The sequence below is a fragment of the Aeromicrobium sp. JP4 genome (genome assembly GCF_054957925.1).
Genome location: NZ_CM143290.1, coordinates 992,515 through 1,009,099 on the forward strand (window position 1 = coordinate 992,515; position 16,585 = coordinate 1,009,099).

Genomic DNA, 16,585 nt, shown 5'->3' on the forward strand with positions numbered 1-16,585 from the left:
GCTCCAGACTACGGTGCCTCGCTCGGTCCGGCGGACTCGACCGCCTCGGCTGCGAGGAACCGCACGACGCTCGACCCGGCCACCAGCCCGGCGGCCGCGGCGAGCAGCACCGAGGCCATCGGCATGGGCAGCTGCTCGACGTGCGCCAGGTCCCCTGCCGCGAACACGCGCGGACGGCTGGTCTGGCCGAGCACGTCGATCCGCACGCAGCCCGACGGCAGCATCTCGAGGCCGAGCTGCTCCGCGAACGGCGCCGACTGGGCGAAGCTCGGGTGCAGGAACAGTCCGGCCACGGCGACCGGGTCCGCGGCGGCGCGGTGGACGAGGACGCCGTCGCCGGTGCGCTCGACCTTGGTCACCTCTCCGTCACCGAAGTGCACCACCTCCGAGCCGATCGGGCTGAGCATCTGGGTCATCATCGGGACGTGAGGGCCGTCCCCGACCAGGCCGATGACCCGCCCGGCGAGCTCGTGACCATGGCAGAAGGGGCAGGCCGCGACCTCCTTGCCCCACGTCTCCTCCAGGCCGGGAATGTCGGCCAGGTCGTCCCTCAGGCCGGTCGCGAGGACGACCGTGCGTGCCTCGATCGGGCCGCCGTCGGTCTCGGCGACGAAGCCGTCGCCCTCCTCGCGCACGCTGTGGACGGTCGTCTCGCGCAGCTCGACCGTGTCGTACTCGGCGAGGTCCTCGCGGGCGAGGCGACGGATCTCCTCGGGCGCGCGACCGTCGTGGGTCAGGAAGTTGTGGGCGTGCTCGACCGTGCCGTTGCGGTAGCGGCCCGAGTCGACCAGGGCGACCGTGCGGTGCATGCGGCCGAGGGACAGTGCGGCCTGCAGGCCCGCCGGGCCGCCGCCGATCACGAGTGCGTCGTACATGGTGTTCCTCTCTCGAAATGGAATAACGAGACGAGCGTGCGACTTCAGGTCAACATGAAGTCAAGTCAGTCGATCGGGGACGTCGCCGCGCGGTTCGGGATCGAGACCCACGTGCTGCGGCACTGGGAGGACGTGGGCCTGCTGCGGCCGGCCCGCGACAGCGCCGACCGCCGTCGCTACGGCGACGACGACCTCGTACGCATCGCCGTCATCCTGCGCAGCAAGGCGGCCGGGATGTCGCTCGAGCAGATCGCGGTGCTGCTCGACGAGGAGGCCCCGTCACGGCACGAGGTGCTCGAGTCGCACATCGCCGACCTCGACCGGCGCATGCGCGAGATGGAGCGGTCGCGCGAGATGACCGAGCACGCCCTGCGGTGCCGCTCGCACGACATCACGCAGTGCCCGCGGTTCCAGGGATTCATCTCCGACGTGTTGGCCGGCACGACCCCCTGGTCGCTCGACGGCCCCGCCACCGCCTGAGCTCAGGCGGAGCCGTAGCGGCGCTGGCGCGTGGCGTACTCCTCGACCGCGGCCCACAGGGCCCGGCGGTCGACGTCGGGCCAGGCGATGTCGCTGAAGACGAGCTCGGCGTAGGCCGCCTGCCACGGCAGGAAGTTGCTCGTCCGCTGCTCGCCGGAGGTGCGCCAGAACAGGTCGACGTCGGGCATCCACGGCTCGTCGAGGTAGCGCGCGAAGGTGGCCTCGGTGATCTTCTCCGGATTGAGGCGCCCCGCCTTCACGTCGCGGGCGAGCGCGGCCGCGGCGTCGGCGATCTCCGCTCGACCGCCGTAGTTGACGCACATCGTCAGGGTGCAGACGGTGTTGTGCTTCGTCAGCTCCTCGGCATCCTCGAGCTCACGGATGACGCTGCGCCACAGCCGGGGGCGACGCCCGGCCCAGCGCACGCGGACGCCCAGCTCGTGCATCTCGTCGCGGCGTCGGCGGATCACGTCGCGGTTGAAGCCCATGAGGAACTTGACCTCCTCGGGCGACCGCTTCCAGTTCTCGGTGCTGAACGCGTAGGCGCTGACGGCCTTCACGCCGACCTCGATGGCGCCCTCGACCACGTCGAACAGCGCGGCCTCGCCGGCCTTGTGGCCCTCGGTGCGCGGCAGCCCGCGCTCCTGCGCCCAGCGGCCGTTGCCGTCCATCACGATGGCGACGTGCTGCGGCACCTGGCCGGGGGCGAGGCGCGGGGCGGTGGCACCCGAGGGGTGCGGGGTGGGGTTTCGGGGCATCAGCGGTCCACGTGAGCCAGGGAGCGCAGTCCGCGCTCGAGGTGCCAGGACAGGTAGTTGGCGACCATGCCGCCGGCCTCGCGGCGCGAGCGGTCGTCGGCCAGCCCGACCGCCGTCCAGTCGCCCACCAGCAGGGCGGCCAGCAGCGCGACCGTGGTGGCCGACGGCACCGACGAGCCGGGCACGCGGCACGCGTCGCACAGCATCCCGCCGGAGCCGGCGTGGAAGTGCCGGTGCGGACCCTCCAGGCCGCAGCGCGCGCAGCCGTCGAACGACGGCGCGTAGCCCGCGATCGCGAGCGACCGCAGCTGGAACGAGTCGAGCAGGACGTCGGGCGGCTGGCGGTGCTCGGTCAACGCGCGAAGTGCCCCGACGAGCAGGTGGTACTGCGGCACGGAGGGCTCGGCGGTGTCGGCGACGAGGCGCTCGGCGGTCTCCAGCATCGCCGTGCCCGCGGTGTAGGCGGCGTAGTCGGCACCGAGGTGCGAGGCGAACGGGTCGATCGTGACGACCTGGGCGATGACGTCGAGCGAGCGGCCCTCGGCGAACTGCACGTCGACGTGCATGAAGGGCTCGAGGCGGCCACCGAAGCGGCTGGAGGTCTTGCGCACCCCGCGACCCACGGCCCTCACGACACCGCGACCGCGGGTGAGCATCGTGACGATGCGGTCGGCCTCGCCCAGCTTCTGGGTGCGCAGGACGACACCGGAGTCGCGATAGGTGCCCACCGCTCCATTCTGCCCCAGTCGCGGTCGGTCGCCGGTGTGGCACGCTCGGATCCATGGACCTGAGCGATCGCCCGCGCGCCCACCTCGGCGTGTGGCCCACTCCCCTGCACGACGTCGACGGGCTGTGGATGAAGCGGGAGGACCTCAGCGGCTTCGGCTTCGGTGGCAACAAGGTGCGCAAGCTCGAGTTCCTGCTGGGCGCGGCGATCGCGCGCGGCCAGAGTCGGGTGGTCACGTTCGGCGCCCTGCAGTCGAACCACGTGCGCGCCACCGCCGCGGCGTGCGCCCGGCTGGGTCTGAGGCTCGAGGCCGTCGCCGTGCAGGCGGTGCCGCGCACCGACGACGACTACACGGCGTCGGGCAACGCCTTCCTCACCGAGCTGTACGGAGCCACGCGCCACGTGGTGCCCGACGACGAGGCCGCGAGCGCCCTGGCACTCGAGCTGATGGCCGAGCACGGTGACGACCTCGCCGTGGTGCTGCCGGGCGGATCCGACCGCATCGGCACGCTCGGCCACGTGGACTCCGCGCTCGAGCTCTACGGCCAGCTGGAGTTCGACCCGCACGAGGTCGTGGTCGCCGCCTCCACGTGCGGCACGATGGCGGGCCTGGTGATCGGCCTGGCCGCGGCCGAGGTGGACACCGTGGTGCGCGGCGTGTGCGTCTACCACTCGCGCGAGCAGACCGAGGCCGCGCTGCGCGACCTGCTGACGCAGACGTGCGACGAGCTCGGCGTGCCCGTGCCCGACGACGACCGCTGGGTGCTCGACGACTCGCAGTTCGGCGACGGCTACGGCATTCCGTCGGAGGCCGGACTGCGGCAGATCCGCCGCCTCGCCACGACCACCGGGATCGCCCTGGACCTCGTGTACACGGCCAAGGCCTACGCGGCGCTCCCGAGCGATCCGGAGCTGCGCCGCCGCACGGTGTTCATGCACACCGGCGGCGGACCGTCCCTGTTCGCCTACCGCACCGACCTGGTCTGAGGACTCAGCCGAAGTCGACGCCCTGTGCCAGCGGCAGCTCGGTGGAGTAGTTGATCGTGTTCGTCGTGCGGCGCATGTAGTTCCGCCACGCGTCCGAGCCGGACTCGCGGCCGCCGCCGGTGTCCTTCTCGCCACCGAACGCACCGCCGATCTCGGCGCCCGAGGTGCCGATGTTGACGTTCGCGATGCCGCAGTCCGAGCCCGTCGCCGAGACGAAGAGCTCCGCCTCCCGGACGTCCATCGTGAAGATCGCGCTCGAGAGGCCCTGGTCGACGGCGTTGTGCAGCGCGATGGCCTCGTCGAGGTCGCGGTAGGTCAGCACGTACAGCAGCGGCGCGAACGTCTCGGTGCGCACGATCTCGGTCTGCTCGGGCATGTCGACGATCGCGGGGTGCACGTAGTGGCCGCCCTCGAGGCCCTCGGCCCGCGTGCCGCCGGTGAGCACGGTGCCGCCGTCGGAGCGGACCTGGTCGAGCGCCTTCTCGAACCCGGTCGCGGCGGAGCCGTCGACCAGCGGGCCGACGAGCGTGCCGGAGTCCAGGGGCGAGCCGATCGGCAGGGTCTCGTAGGCCGCGACGAGCCGCTGGAGCAGCTCGTCCTTGACCGACTCGTGCACGATCACGCGACGCAGCGAGGTGCAGCGCTGGCCGGCGGTGCCGACGGCGGAGAACACGATGCCGCGCACCGCGAGGTCGAGGTCGGCGGTGGGCGCGATGATCGCGGCGTTGTTGCCGCCGAGCTCGAGCAGGGTGCGACCGAGGCGGGCGGCCACGCGGGGCGCGACCTGCTTGCCCATCCGGGTGGAGCCGGTGGCCGAGACGAGCGGCACGCGCGGGTCGTCGACGAGGGCCTCACCCACCTCGCGGGCACCCACGACGACCTGGAGCAGGCCCTCCGGGGCGCCGGCGCGACGCGCGGCCTCGTCCGCGATCGCGCGGCAGGCCAGGGCCGTCAGCACGGTCTTCTCCGACGGCTTCCACACGACGCTGTCGCCGCACACGAAGGCGAGCGCCGCGTTCCACGACCAGACCGCGACCGGGAAGTTGAAGGCGCTGATGACGCCGACGACGCCCAGCGGGTGCCACTGCTCCATCATCCGGTGGCCCGGTCGCTCGCTGGCGATCGTCAGGCCGTGCAGCTGGCGCGACAGGCCCACGGCCAGGTCGCAGATGTCGATCATCTCCTGGACCTCGCCCTGGCCCTCGGACAGGATCTTCCCGGCCTCGATGGTGACGAGCGCGCCGAGGTCGTCCTTGTGCTCGCGCAGCAGGTTGCCCAGCTCGCGCACGAAGGCGCCGCGGGCGGGAGCCGGCACGGTGCGCCACTGCTCGAACGCGGCGTGGGCCAGGCCCACCTTCTCGCCCACCGAGGCGGCGGTGTCGGCCTGGAGGCGGCCCAGCTCGGAGCCGTCGATCGGCGTGCGGCAGACGATGTCGCCCTCGGCGTCGAAGCCGACGGGCGCCCCGATCCGCTCGAAGATGCTCGTGACGTGTGCTGCGATGGTCATGCGTCGATCTTTCCGTGGGTGTCGAAGAGGCTGCCGGATCGGGTGGCGAGCAGGTCGTCCAGGGAGATGTCCTCCTGGCGGACGAAGCCCTTGGACGGGAGCTTGCCGGCGGCGACGAGCTCGACGACGGCGACCGCACTGGCGGCGGTCGTCCAGCTGATGGCGCGCCACGTCTGGCCGTCGATGTCGAGCGGCCGGTAGGCGCGCACGTGGTTGCGGCGGAACGGCTGCCCGGTGTGGATGCCCTCGACCGCGGCGTGCAGGTAGACGACGTCGTCGTTCACGGGCGGCTTCGCGTCGACGAGGATCCGGCCGACCAGCTCGCGCTCGTCGCGCAGGTTCAGCTCCTCGAAGAGGAAGTGCATCTGACGGAAGTGCCCCGGGTAGCGCATCGTCTTGTAGTCGAGGCGCTGCACGCGACCCTCGTAGCTCTGGCACATCGTGCCGAGACCGCCGGAGGTCAGCGCGGCCTCCAGCTCGATGCCCCCGATCACCACGCGCTCCTTCTCGGTCATCGCGGGCACGAAGCGGCGCTCGCCCGAGCGCAGCACCTCGCAGTCGTTGAGGTACTCGTTGACGACGCCCTCGGCCGACCAGTTGAACGCGTAGCCGAGCAGGCCCGTGGGGTTCTGCGGCAGCGCGCCGACCTTCAGCTCGATGCTGCGGATCGAGTCGAACGAGGCGGCCAGGCTGGCGCCGACGATGCCGATCAGGCCGGGCGCCAGGCCGCACTGCGGCACGAAGGCGCTGTCGGGGCGGTCCTTGGACAGCTCGATGACGCGGTTCGTGGTGGGCACGTCCTCGGTGAGGTCGAAGTAGTGCACGCCGGTGTCGTGCGCGGCCTCGGCCACGGCGATGTTCAGGTGGTACGGCAGGCACGACACGACGGCGTCCACCTCGCGCAGGGCCTCGCGCAGCGCACTCGCGTCCGCGACGTCCATCACCCGGGTCTGCAGGTTCGGCACCTCGCGCTCGCGCGAGTCGAATCCCACCACTTTGAACTCGGCGCGACCCAGCAGGTGCGCGACGAGCTCTCCGACCTTGCCGAGTCCGAACACGGCGACGCTCTCGATCCTCACCACCCCATCGTCTGCCTGATGCGGCAGACTGTCCAGCGTAAGTTCTTCTAAAGCATTCCCAGGAGTCGACCATGCGCGACCTGCCCGATCCGAACCGGCTGCGCCTGCTCGTGGACGTGGCCCACCACGGATCGATCGCCGGTGCCGCGCGCGCCAACGGCATCACCGCCTCCGCGGTCTCGCAGCAGATCACCACGCTGGAGCGCGAGTGCGGCGTCCCGCTGCTGGAGCGGCTCCCCCGCGGCGTCGCACTGACCGCCGCGGGCGAGGTCCTGGCCGAGCGCGGACGCGGCCTCGTCCGGCTGCTCGAGGCGACCCGTCGCGACATCGACGGGTTCGACGACCACCTCGTCGGGCGGGTCCGGATCGGGACCATCGCCTCGGCGGCCCAGGCGCTCGTGCTGCCGGCGCTCGCGCACCTGCGGCGCCTGCACCCCGACATCGACGCGATCGTCACGGTGGCCGAGCCGCACTCGAGCCTCGCCGCCCTGCACGAGGGACGCATGGACCTCGCCCTGGTCGACGTCTACGAGCACGCGCCGATGCCCATCCCGCCCCGGGTCTCGGCGACCACCGTGCACCGCGAGCCGCTCGTGCTGATCGGGCGTGAGCCGTTCCCGGAGGGCACCACCCTCTCGGACCTCGCTGACGCACCGTGGGTGATGCCGCCACCGGAGGCTGCGTGCGGTCAGTCGGTGCGCTACGCCTGCCGCCAGGCCGGTTTCGAGCCGCAGGTGCGCTGGGAGACCGACGACCTCCAGCTGCTCTCGCGCGCCGTCGCGGCAGGGCAGGGGGTCACGCTGCTGCCCCAGCTGGCGATCGACGTCGACCGGCCGGGCCTGCACACCGCGATCCCGGCCGGGGTGCGGCTCGGGCGGGAGATCCGCGCGGCCGTGCGCTCGGGCGAGCGCAACCGGCCGCTGCTCAAGGCCGTCACCGAGGCCCTGCAGTCGGCCTGACCGGCTATCTCAGCCAACTTTCGTGACGCCTTCCGCCACTTTGTGACGCCGTTCGGCCCGGGGCGACGGCCCGAGCCGAAAGGTGTCACAAAAGTCGGGTGACGGGTCAGGCCTTCTCGAGCGCGCGGACGATGCCGGTGTACCCCTGAGCCCTCGCGTGGTCCAGCGCGGTGCGCCCGTTCCTGTCCTCGATGCCGACGTCGACCCCCGCCTCGACGAGCGTCGTGACGATGTCGAAGTAGGGCTTCGAGCCGTCGCCGAGGATCACGGCCTCGAGGAGCGCGGTCCAGCCGAGGTCGTTCACGTGATCCAGGTCGACGTCCGTCTTCACGACACGGCGGATGTAGTCGGCATGGCCGCGCTCGCCCGCGGGGATCGGCGACAGGCCTCCGTACCGGTTCTTGATCGTCAGGTCGGGCCGGGCCGGCAGAAGTGCCTCGAGCATCGCGACGCTGCCCGTCACGCCCGTCACCAGCCACGGCGTGTCGTGCTGGTGGTCGAGGGCGTCGGGGTCGGCGCCCAGCGCCACCAGCAGCCGGGCGACGTCCACGTGGTCGTGGGTGGCCGCCAGCAGCAGCGGCGTCTGCCTCAGCTCGTTGCGCGCCTCGAGGTCGGCGCCGGCGCGCAGTGCGAGCGCGGCCGCGTTCGCGTCACCCTCCCGAGCCGCCGCGAGGAGGCGACGGTCGGCGACCTCGCGGCCGACCTCCTGGGCCCGCGCCGCCGCCCGCAGGAGCCGCGCCTGCGACTCCAGGCCGCCCCGCTCGGCGAGCTGGACCGGCGTCAGGCCGTCCCTCCGCGACGCGATCCGCACGTCAGCACCGCCAGCGACGAGGACCCGCACGGTGTCCGCGTACGCTCCGGTGCGCTCGGACTTGGCGAAGACGAGCGCCTCGTGGAGTCCCACCCAGCCGAGATTGTTGACGTGATCGGGGTCGACGCCCTCACGGATCAGGCGCCCGACGATGCCCGCGTGCCCCCGCTCGCTCGCGCGGATCAGTCCGGTGCCCTCGAACGAGTCGAGGCTCTTCACATCGGCACCGTGACGCAACGTCAGGTCGAGCAGCGCGCGGTGGCCCTCGCTCGTCGCGATGAGGTACGCGCTCTGGACGGTGTCGTCCTTGGCGTTGACGTCGGCTCCGGCGGCGACGAGGCGTCGGGCGGTCGCCACGTCGTTGTCCCACGCCGCGGCGATGAGCCGGGCGTCGAGCTCGGCCTGGTCGAGGTCCATGAAGGGGTTCTCCTCCGTCGGGGTCGGGGTGGTGCTGGGCGGGGTGGTGCTCGGCGCCGCGGTGCTCGGCGCGGTGCTGGCGGCTGCGGACCGCTCGGGCTGCGACCGGTCGGTCGACTCGCAGCCGACGAGCAGGAGCGCCACGGACGCGGAGGCCACCACCAGCGGCACCCGTCGCGCCCTCACGACGGGGAGCCTTCCGCCCGCAGGGCGTTCTCGATCGTGGTCCGTACGTGGTCCTCGGTGATCTGCTGGGCGCGGACACGGTCACCGCCGGCGATCGCCTCGAACAGCTCGACGTGCTCGGCGTGGATGGGCGCCGGATCGGAGTGCTGCGCCAACAGCCAGCGTCGCCGCTGCGACACGATCGCGAGCACCTCGTGGGCCATCGTTCCCTCGCCGAGCGAGGCCAGGACGTCGTGGAAGCGGCTGTTCGCCGCCACGGCGGCCTCGACGTCGCCGCGGTCGATCGCGATCCGCGCCTCGTCGAGAACGGCCCTCAGCGGTGCCAGGCCCTCGGCGGTGACGCCCTCGACGACGTGCCCGACCAGGACCCGCTCCAGGGCGGCACCGACCCCGGCGAGCTCGGCGATCTCGCGGGCGTCGTAGGTGCGCACGGCGATGCCGCGGGTGTCACGGTCGACCGCGAAGCCCTCGAGGACGAGCGCCTGGAGCGCCTCGCGGACCGGAATCCGCGACACCCCGAGGTCCGCGGCGATCGTGCGCTCGACGAGGCGACTGCCCGGGGCGTAGGCCCCGTCGACGATGCGGTCGCGGATCCGGTCGCGGACGTCGTCACGCAGCGGGCGGTACGGAGCGGGGGCCGTTGGCATACCAAAACGGTATACCAACGGCCCCAGTCGTCCGGCGGTCGAGCCTCAGTGCGAGGGGATGGTGGTGGCCTCGGCGCGGTTGGCGGCGCAGACCACGGCCCGCAGCGACGCGGTGACGATGTTCTCGTGGATGCCGACGCCCCACACGACCTCGCCGGCGATCTCGCACTCGACGTAGGCCGCGGCCTGGGCGTCGCCACCGGAGCTGAGCGCGTGCTCGCTGTAGTCGAGGACGCGGATGTCGGCACCGGCCTGACGCATGCCGTCGACGAACGCCGCGACCGGACCGTTGCCCTCACCCTTGAACGAGCGCTCCTCGCCGCGGACGACGAGGTCGACGACCTGCTCGTCGCGGCCGTCCTCGGTGGTGACCGAGCTGAACTTGTTCAGCGCGTACGGCTCGTCGCGCTCCAGGTACTCGCGCGTGAACGCGCCCCAGATCTGGTCGGGCTGAATCTCGCCGGCCTCGCCCTCGCTCATCGACTGGATGGCCCGGCTGAACTCGATCTGCAGGCGGCGCGGCAGGTCGAGCTGGTGCTCGGTCTTCATGATGTACGCGACGCCGCCCTTGCCGGACTGGCTGTTGACGCGAATGACGGCCTCGTACGTGCGGCCGACGTCGTGCGGGTCGATCGGCAGGTAGGGCGCCTCCCACGGCAGCTCGGACACCGGCACGCCCCGCTCGGCCGCGATGCGGTCGAGGTCCTCCAGGCCCTTCTTGATGGCGTCCTGGTGGGAGCCGCTGAAGGCCGTGTAGACCAGGTCGCCCGCGTAGGGGTGGCGCGGGTGGACCGGCAGGTTGGTGCAGTACTCGACGGTGCGGCGCACCTCGTCGATGTCGGAGAAGTCGATCTGCGGATCGATGCCCTGGCTGAACAGGTTCATGCCCAGCGTCACCAGGTCGACGTTGCCCGTGCGCTCGCCGTGACCGAACAGGCAGCCCTCGACGCGGTCGGCGCCGGCCATCATCGCCAGCTCGGTGGCGGCGACGGCGGTGCCGCGGTCGTTGTGCGGGTGCAGCGAGATCGCCACGGCGTCGCGGCGGCTGATGTGGCGGCTGAACCACTCGATCTGGTCCGCGTACGTGTTCGGCGTGGCCATCTCGACCGTCGCGGGCAGGTTCAGGATGATCTCGCGGTCGCCCTCGGGCTGCCACACGTCCATGACCGCCTCGGAGACCTCGAGGCTGAACTCCAGCTCGGCGCCGGTGAAGATCTCGGGGCTGTACTGGTAGCCGAACGCGGTGTCGCCCAGCAGCTGCTCGGCGTACTTCATCACCATCTCGGTGCCGCGGGTGGCGATCGCGCGGCACTCGTCGCGGTCGACGTTGAAGACCACGCGGCGGAACAGCGGCGCCACGGCGTTGTACAGGTGGACATTCGCGCGCGGCGCGCCGACCAGCGACTCGACGGTGCGCTCGATCAGGTCCTCGCGGGCCTGGGTCAGCACCGAGATCGTGACGTCCTCGGGCACCGCGTCGCCCTCGATCAGGGAGCGGACGAAGTCGAAGTCGGTCTGGCTGGCCGACGGGAAGCCGACCTCGATCTCCTTGTAGCCCATGCGCACGAGCAGGTCGAACATGCGGCGCTTGCGGGCGGGGGTCATCGGGTCGATCAGCGCCTGGTTGCCGTCGCGCAGGTCGGTGGAGAGCCAGCGCGGGGCCTGCGTGACCTGCTGGCTCGGCCACCTGCGGTCGGGCAGGTCGATCGGGGCGAAGGGCTGGTAGCGGCCGAACGGCATCGGCGACGGCTGCTGGGGCGAGACGGGGTTGCTGTTCATGTGGAGGTCTTCCTCGGATGGCTCGGAGAGCGATTCAGCGGCCGGTCATGACTGACTCCGCGCCGAGGGGTCCGACCTTCAGAGGACCTCGACGCGGCGGCGAAGGAGGAGGTTCGCGATCCGCATGATGGGACCAGCGTATCACCGGCTGGCGGGGGCGATTCTCGTGCTCGGTGGCTAGGGTCGGAGCATGCCCGACGACGCGCACGCCACGACCGGTTCGTACGTCAAGGCCGGAGCTGCCTTCGACCGCGACATGAACTACATCCCCGACCGCATCACGCGCACCGGCGGAGCGCCGCTGGACGACCGCGCCGGCACCGGGAAGCCGCCGGTGGAGGACTCGCCCACGTGGCCCGTCGAGCCGGGCCGCTACCGCCTGGTCGCGGCCAAGGCGTGCCCGTGGGCGACGCGCGCGCTGATCGTGCGCGACCTGCTCGGCCTGCAGGACGTCCTCAGTGCCGGGCTGCCCGGGCCCACCCACGACTCCCGGAGCTGGACCTTCGACCTCGACCCCGGGGGCGTCGACCCGGTCCTGGGCATCGAGCGTCTCCAGCAGGCGTACTTCGCCCGCTACCCCGGCTACCCGCGCGGCATCACGGTGCCCGCGATCGTCGAGATCGCCTCGGGCCAGGTCGTGACGAACGACTTCCCCTGGATCACGCACGACCTGTTCTTCGAGTGGCGCGACCACCACTCCCCCGACGCGCCCGACCTGTGGCCCGCCGACGTGCGCGACGAGATGGAGGACGTCATGCAGCGGGTGTTCACCGAGGTGAACAACGGCGTCTACCGTTGCGGCTTCGCCGGCTCGCAGGAGGCGTACGAGGCGGCCTACGACCGGTTGTGGGCGACGATGGACTGGCTCGAGGACCGCCTGAAGGACCGCCGCTACCTCATGGGCGAGTCGATCACCGAGGCCGACGTGCGCCTGTTCACGACGCTGGCGCGGTTCGACACGGTCTACCACGGTCACTTCAAGTGCAACCGGAACCAGCTGACGGAGATGCCGAACCTGTGGCGGTACGCGCGCGACCTCTACGCGCACCCCGCGTTCGGCGGCAACACCGACTTCGAGCAGATCAAGCAGCACTACTACGTGGTGCAGACCGACATCAACCCCACGCAGATCGTCCCGAAGGGGCCGGACACCTCGATCTGGGGCTGATCCTCACCTGAGCAGCGAGCGCGGGGCGAGCCGGGCCCACCACCGGGCGCGCCGGCTGCTCGCGGCCCGGAGCGAGTCGACCACCCGCTGCGCCTCGTCCACACGCGAGGCCCCGGGCGCGCTCACGGCGTAGCGGTCGCGCTCCACCTGGTCCACCAGGTCGACGAGGTCGGTGCCGCCGACGCCGTAGGTCTCGAGCCGCCCGGCGAAGACGCGGGGAGTCTCGGAGGGATCAAGTCCGATGCCGAGGTCGCGCGCGGTGTCGGACACCTCGCTCCACAGCGGCTCGCTCGACGCCTGACCGGCACTCCAGCGACGCCGGCGACGGAGCTGGCGCACCACGCCGGGCACCGCGCCGAGCACCGCGACCGTGGCGATGGCGAGCAGGGCGGGCCGCCACGGCGTGCCGCTGCTCGTCTGCGCCTGCGCCGCGGTCTCGTCGTCCTGGGCGTTCAGCTCGCGGTCCTCGCGCGACTGCTGCTCGGGCACCTCGGAGTCCTCGCCCGAGCCACCCGACGAGTCGATCTCCTCGGCGAACTCGGTCGGCTCGCCGATGCCGGGAGTGGCGTCGAACGCGATCCAGCCGATGTCGCGGAAGTACACCTCGGTCCAGGCGTGCAGGTCGTCGGAGTCGACGCCGAACGTGGCGCCGTCCACGGTGCGGCCGAGCAGGCTGTCACCGGGTGCGTAGCCGACCGCGACGCGCGTGGGCACGTCGAGCACGCGCCCCATCACCGCGAGGGTCGAGGCGAAGTGCACGCAGTAGCCCGTCTGCTGCCGCAGGAACTCCCCCATGACGTCGAGACCGTTGCCGTCGTAGCCGTCCTCCACCGGGGCTCTGACGGAGTACGAGAACTCGGTGCGGAGCCAGTCCTGCAGCTCGACCATCCGGTCGTAGTCGTTGTCGGCGCCGCCCGCCTTCTGGCGCGCGAGCCGCGTGACGATCTCGGGCACCTCCTGCGGCAGCGAGCGGTAGGAGTCGAGGGAGCGGCCCGCGTAGCCCGCCTCACGGATCTGGTCGGCGGTCGGGAGCCGTTCCAGGCTGGTAACGGTGTAGGTCTGGTCCTCGGTGGTCGTGCGGTTCTGGCCGCGCACCGTGCTGCCGTCGCGGAGCCACTGCCAGTCGCCCTCGAGCCCACGGATCCGCGTGGCCGGGTACGGCACGGGCAGGAAGCTCGACCGCAGGCTCTCGATACGGATGCTCGTCGTCTTCTCCTGCGTCTCGATCTCCTCGTCGAGGTCGTCGACGCCTTCCACGTCGAGGTCGCTCTGCACGGGACTCGGGCTCCAGGTGCGGCCGTTGAACTGCCGCAACGTGGCCACCTTCAGGTACTCCCCAGTCGTGCCCTCGGTCGAGTACGACAGGACCCGGCGCGGCTGCTGCTGGCGCAGGTTGCGGCCCAGCTCGATCATCGGGTTGATGCCGGTGCCGAACACCTGGCTCTCGGCCACCCCGAAGTCGCTCGACGTGGGCTCGATGTCCGGGCCCATCACCGGGACCGCGAGCGCCACGGCCAGCGCCCCGGCGCCCGTGAGCGCGGCGGCGCCGCTGGGGATCGCGCCCACGTGTGGGGACTCCGACCACCACAGCCACAGCCACGCGATCGCGGTGCCCGCGAAGATCCACCACGGCGGCATCTCCATCGCGATGACGCTGGGCACCACGAGCATCGTCGCCCAGAGCAGACCGAGCAGCGGCACCCTCCACACCTGCCGCGCCACCGCGTCGGCCAGCACGAAGATCACCAGGTAGGACACCGCCACGAGCAGGACCACCGGATCGGGCGGCACGATGGGCGCGACCTCCTCCACGATCACGGTGCGGGCCTCGCCCAGGAGGTCGAACAGCTCGGCGAGCGACGACGGGGTCGGCAGGCCGAGGATCGTGGTGCCGGGCGCGAACGTCCAGACGAGCCCGACCACCGCCGCAAGTGCGCCGGCGGGGGTCGCCCAGGTCGGCGCCCACATCCGGACCGTCGCCGTCACGGCCGCGACGGGCACGAGCAGCGACAGCACGACGACGACCCACCGAACACCCTCGAAGAGCGGCGCGAAGCCACCGAGCAGGATCACCGTGGCGGCCAGCACGACGAGCGTGTCGGTCAGCTCCTCCATGCGCTCGCGCCTCATGACGACGCCACCCCGGTGGCGGCCAGCCAGGCCTGCTCGAGCCCGTCGCCGGCGTCCCGCGCGACGACGTGCCACCCAGCGGCCGCGAGGACGTCGCGTCCACCCTCGGTGGTCCCGCGGGCGACGAAGGCGATCGTGTCGCGCGACGGGACGGCGTCGAGGAGCCGGGCGGCGGACGTGGTGTCGAGCGATCCGGTCATCACGAACGTGGTCCGCTCGCGCGCGGGGATGACCAGCGGCGTCGAGTCGGTCTCGGCCAGCGCCAGCACCACGAGGGCGTCCTGCAGGCCGTGCCCCGATTCCAGCGACACGGACTGTGCGCCGGTCGCGAGGTCGACGTCGAAGCCGCGCGTGCCGTAGTGCGCGACGACCGAGGCGGCCGCCGAGATGCTCCACTCGAAGCCCGCCTGGTCGTGGACCCGCGGGTCGGCGTCGAGCACGACGAGCACGCTGGGGCGCAGCTCGGACTCCTCCTGCCGGACCATCGGCTCGCCGTGGTGCGCGGTCGCCTTCCAGTGCCAGCGCTTCAGCGCGTCGCCGGGCAGGTAGGGGCGCGCGATCACGTCGTCCTGGCCCAGTCCGGAGGTGGGGTGCAGCCGGGTGGCGCCGTCGGTGGCTCCTGCCGGGCCCACGCGGACGTCGAGCGGGCTGCGGCGGGGCAGGACGATGAAGCGGTCGCGGTCGCTGGTGCTCAGCGAGCGCTGCACGAGGCCGAACGCGTCGCCCACGATGACCGAGAAGGGACCGAGCTCGTGGCTGCCCCGACGGCGGCCCCGCACCTCGTACCCGACCGTGGCGTACGGGCCGTCGGTGACCGGGACCGTGCCCGTGGCCTCGCCCAGCACGGTGCTCGGGAGACGGTCGCGCCAGTGACCCGCCACGACCGGGACCCCGGAGCGCACGCCGACCCGGATCTCGACCTCCACGACCTCGTCGGGCTCGACGATCGCCGGCACCACGGTGCGCGTGAGGTCGAGACGGGGACGGGCCAGGAGCGCCAGGACGACCGCCACGGCCACGAGTCCGGCACACAGACCCGTGACGTACAGGAGGGCGGGGATGCCGGCGATGGCGGCCAGCAGGAGGCTCACCACCGCGGCCGCGATCAACGCGACGGAGCGTCCGGTGAGCCACATGGTCAGACCGGGACCCGGCGCAGGACGTCGGCCACGATCTCGTCCGAGCTCCCACCGCCGCGGAGGGGGACGAGGCGGTGGCTGAGCACCACCGGGGCGAGCTCGACGACGTCGTCGGGCAGGACGAACTCGCGGTCGCGGACCGCCGCGAGGGCCTTGGCCGCACGGACGAGCTGGAGCGTGGCGCGCGGGCTCGCACCGAGCCGCAGGTCGCCGGACTCGCGCGTGGCGCGGGCGAGGGCGACGACGTAGCGCTCGACGGACTCGGCCACGTGGATGCTTCGTGCGTGGGTGACCATCTGCTGGAGGTCGTCGACGAGGATCACCGGCTCGAGCAGCGCGGCGGGGTCCCTGACGTCACGGTCGCGCAGCATCGCCAGCTCGGCCTCGACGTCGGGGTAGCCCAGCGAGATGCGCGCCATGAACCGGTCGCGCTGCGCCTCCGGGAGGATGTACGTCCCCTCCATCTCGAAGGGGTTCTGAGTGGCCACGACCATGAACGGTGCGGGCAGCGGGTACGTGGTGCCGTCGACCGAGACCTGCCGCTCCTCCATCGCCTCGAGCAGCGCGGACTGGGTCTTCGGCGAGGCGCGGTTGATCTCGTCGCCGAGCACGATGTTCGCGAACACCGCTCCGGGCTTGAACTCGAACTCCGACCTGGCCTGGTTGAACACCGAGACGCCGGTGACGTCGGACGGCAGCAGGTCGGGCGTGAACTGGATGCGGCGCACCGACCCGTCGACCGATCGCGCCAGCGCCCGGGCGAGCGCGGTCTTGCCGACGCCGGGGACGTCCTCGATCAGCAGGTGACCCTCCGCGAGCATCACCACGAGGGCGGTCTCGATCGCGTGCTCCTTGCCGTCGATCACCTTGGCGACGTTGTCGAGCACGGACTGAGCAGCCGCGGCGAAGTCCATGGCCCGATCCTAGGCATACCGA

The 16,585-nt window shown here is 72.0% G+C and carries 15 protein-coding genes; 4 read left to right on the top strand and 11 right to left on the bottom strand.

What is annotated here, in order from left to right; all coding sequences use genetic code 11:
• Positions 1 to 8: 8 nt before the first annotated feature.
• Positions 9 to 875, bottom strand: coding sequence for an NAD(P)/FAD-dependent oxidoreductase (locus ACY1JX_RS04875; RefSeq protein WP_462565384.1), 867 nt, complete (start codon positions 873 to 875; stop codon positions 9 to 11).
• Between the two features lie 54 nt (positions 876 to 929).
• On the opposite strand from ACY1JX_RS04875, the gene ACY1JX_RS04880 reads away from it, so the two are divergent.
• The gene (locus ACY1JX_RS04880) at positions 930 to 1,355 is read left to right on the top strand and encodes a MerR family transcriptional regulator (RefSeq protein ID WP_462565385.1); all 426 of its coding nucleotides are present in this window, start codon (positions 930 to 932) and stop codon (positions 1,353 to 1,355) included.
• Between the two features lie 2 nt (positions 1,356 to 1,357).
• Here the strand turns inward: ACY1JX_RS04880 and ACY1JX_RS04885 are convergent, their stop codons facing one another.
• Both ACY1JX_RS04885 and recO read right to left on the bottom strand, forming a co-directional pair.
• Positions 1,358 to 2,113 carry an isoprenyl transferase gene (locus ACY1JX_RS04885; protein ID WP_462565386.1) on the bottom strand — a complete coding sequence of 252 codons (756 nt, stop codon included), beginning with the start codon at positions 2,111 to 2,113 and terminating at the stop codon, positions 1,358 to 1,360.
• Positions 2,113 to 2,841: a DNA repair protein RecO gene (gene recO, locus ACY1JX_RS04890; RefSeq protein ID WP_181755315.1), complete on the bottom strand. Its 729-nt coding sequence runs from the start codon at positions 2,839 to 2,841 to the stop codon at positions 2,113 to 2,115. Before recO ends, ACY1JX_RS04885 begins: the two co-directional genes overlap by 1 nt.
• A gap of 53 nt (positions 2,842 to 2,894) precedes the next feature.
• Here recO and ACY1JX_RS04895 point away from each other — a divergent pair, with 53 nt between their 5' ends.
• The gene (locus tag ACY1JX_RS04895; protein WP_462565387.1) at positions 2,895 to 3,827 is read left to right on the top strand and encodes a pyridoxal-phosphate dependent enzyme; all 933 of its coding nucleotides are present in this window, start codon (positions 2,895 to 2,897) and stop codon (positions 3,825 to 3,827) included.
• A gap of 4 nt (positions 3,828 to 3,831) precedes the next feature.
• On the opposite strand, the gene amaB is transcribed toward ACY1JX_RS04895, so the two are convergent.
• Entirely contained in the window at positions 3,832 to 5,334 is a 1,503-nt protein-coding gene (amaB, locus tag ACY1JX_RS04900) for an L-piperidine-6-carboxylate dehydrogenase (RefSeq protein ID WP_462565388.1), read from the bottom strand.
• Positions 5,331 to 6,413, bottom strand: a complete 1,083-nt coding sequence (locus ACY1JX_RS04905) for a saccharopine dehydrogenase family protein (RefSeq protein ID WP_286929649.1) — start codon at positions 6,411 to 6,413, stop codon at positions 5,331 to 5,333. Before ACY1JX_RS04905 ends, amaB begins: the two co-directional genes overlap by 4 nt.
• A gap of 71 nt (positions 6,414 to 6,484) precedes the next feature.
• Between ACY1JX_RS04905 and ACY1JX_RS04910 the strand changes: the two genes are divergently transcribed.
• Positions 6,485 to 7,372 carry a LysR family transcriptional regulator gene (locus ACY1JX_RS04910; RefSeq protein ID WP_462565389.1) on the top strand — a complete coding sequence of 296 codons (888 nt, stop codon included), beginning with the start codon at positions 6,485 to 6,487 and terminating at the stop codon, positions 7,370 to 7,372.
• 106 nt (positions 7,373 to 7,478) lie between these two features.
• On the opposite strand, the gene ACY1JX_RS04915 is transcribed toward ACY1JX_RS04910, so the two are convergent.
• From ACY1JX_RS04915 to leuA, 3 genes are read right to left on the bottom strand one after another with little or no spacing between them, the layout of a single operon-like run.
• A complete protein-coding gene (locus tag ACY1JX_RS04915; RefSeq protein WP_462565390.1) occupies positions 7,479 to 8,786 on the bottom strand; it encodes an ankyrin repeat domain-containing protein in 1,308 nt (435 codons plus the stop codon).
• On the bottom strand, positions 8,783 to 9,433 hold the full coding sequence (locus ACY1JX_RS04920) for a GntR family transcriptional regulator (protein WP_462565391.1): 651 nt from the start codon (positions 9,431 to 9,433) through the stop codon (positions 8,783 to 8,785). The genes ACY1JX_RS04915 and ACY1JX_RS04920 overlap by 4 nt, the downstream gene beginning before the upstream one ends.
• Before the next feature lie 45 nt (positions 9,434 to 9,478).
• Entirely contained in the window at positions 9,479 to 11,212 is a 1,734-nt protein-coding gene (gene leuA, locus ACY1JX_RS04925; RefSeq protein ID WP_462565392.1) for a 2-isopropylmalate synthase, read from the bottom strand.
• Between the two features lie 190 nt (positions 11,213 to 11,402).
• Here leuA and ACY1JX_RS04930 point away from each other — a divergent pair, with 190 nt between their 5' ends.
• Positions 11,403 to 12,380 (top strand): glutathione S-transferase C-terminal domain-containing protein, encoded by a 978-nt coding sequence (locus ACY1JX_RS04930; RefSeq protein WP_462565393.1) that lies wholly within the window; start codon positions 11,403 to 11,405, stop codon positions 12,378 to 12,380.
• Between the two features lie 3 nt (positions 12,381 to 12,383).
• Here ACY1JX_RS04930 and ACY1JX_RS04935 read toward each other — a convergent pair whose 3' ends face one another.
• The 3 genes from ACY1JX_RS04935 to ACY1JX_RS04945 are packed head-to-tail and all read right to left on the bottom strand — an operon-like array spanning position 12,384 to position 16,563.
• Entirely contained in the window at positions 12,384 to 14,510 is a 2,127-nt protein-coding gene (locus ACY1JX_RS04935) for a transglutaminase TgpA family protein (RefSeq protein ID WP_462565394.1), read from the bottom strand.
• On the bottom strand, positions 14,507 to 15,646 hold the full coding sequence (locus tag ACY1JX_RS04940) for a DUF58 domain-containing protein (protein ID WP_462565395.1): 1,140 nt from the start codon (positions 15,644 to 15,646) through the stop codon (positions 14,507 to 14,509). Before ACY1JX_RS04940 ends, ACY1JX_RS04935 begins: the two co-directional genes overlap by 4 nt.
• Positions 15,647 to 15,648: 2 nt before the next feature.
• Positions 15,649 to 16,563 carry an AAA family ATPase gene (locus ACY1JX_RS04945; RefSeq protein WP_181755305.1) on the bottom strand — a complete coding sequence of 305 codons (915 nt, stop codon included), beginning with the start codon at positions 16,561 to 16,563 and terminating at the stop codon, positions 15,649 to 15,651.
• Positions 16,564 to 16,585 lie beyond the last annotated feature (22 nt).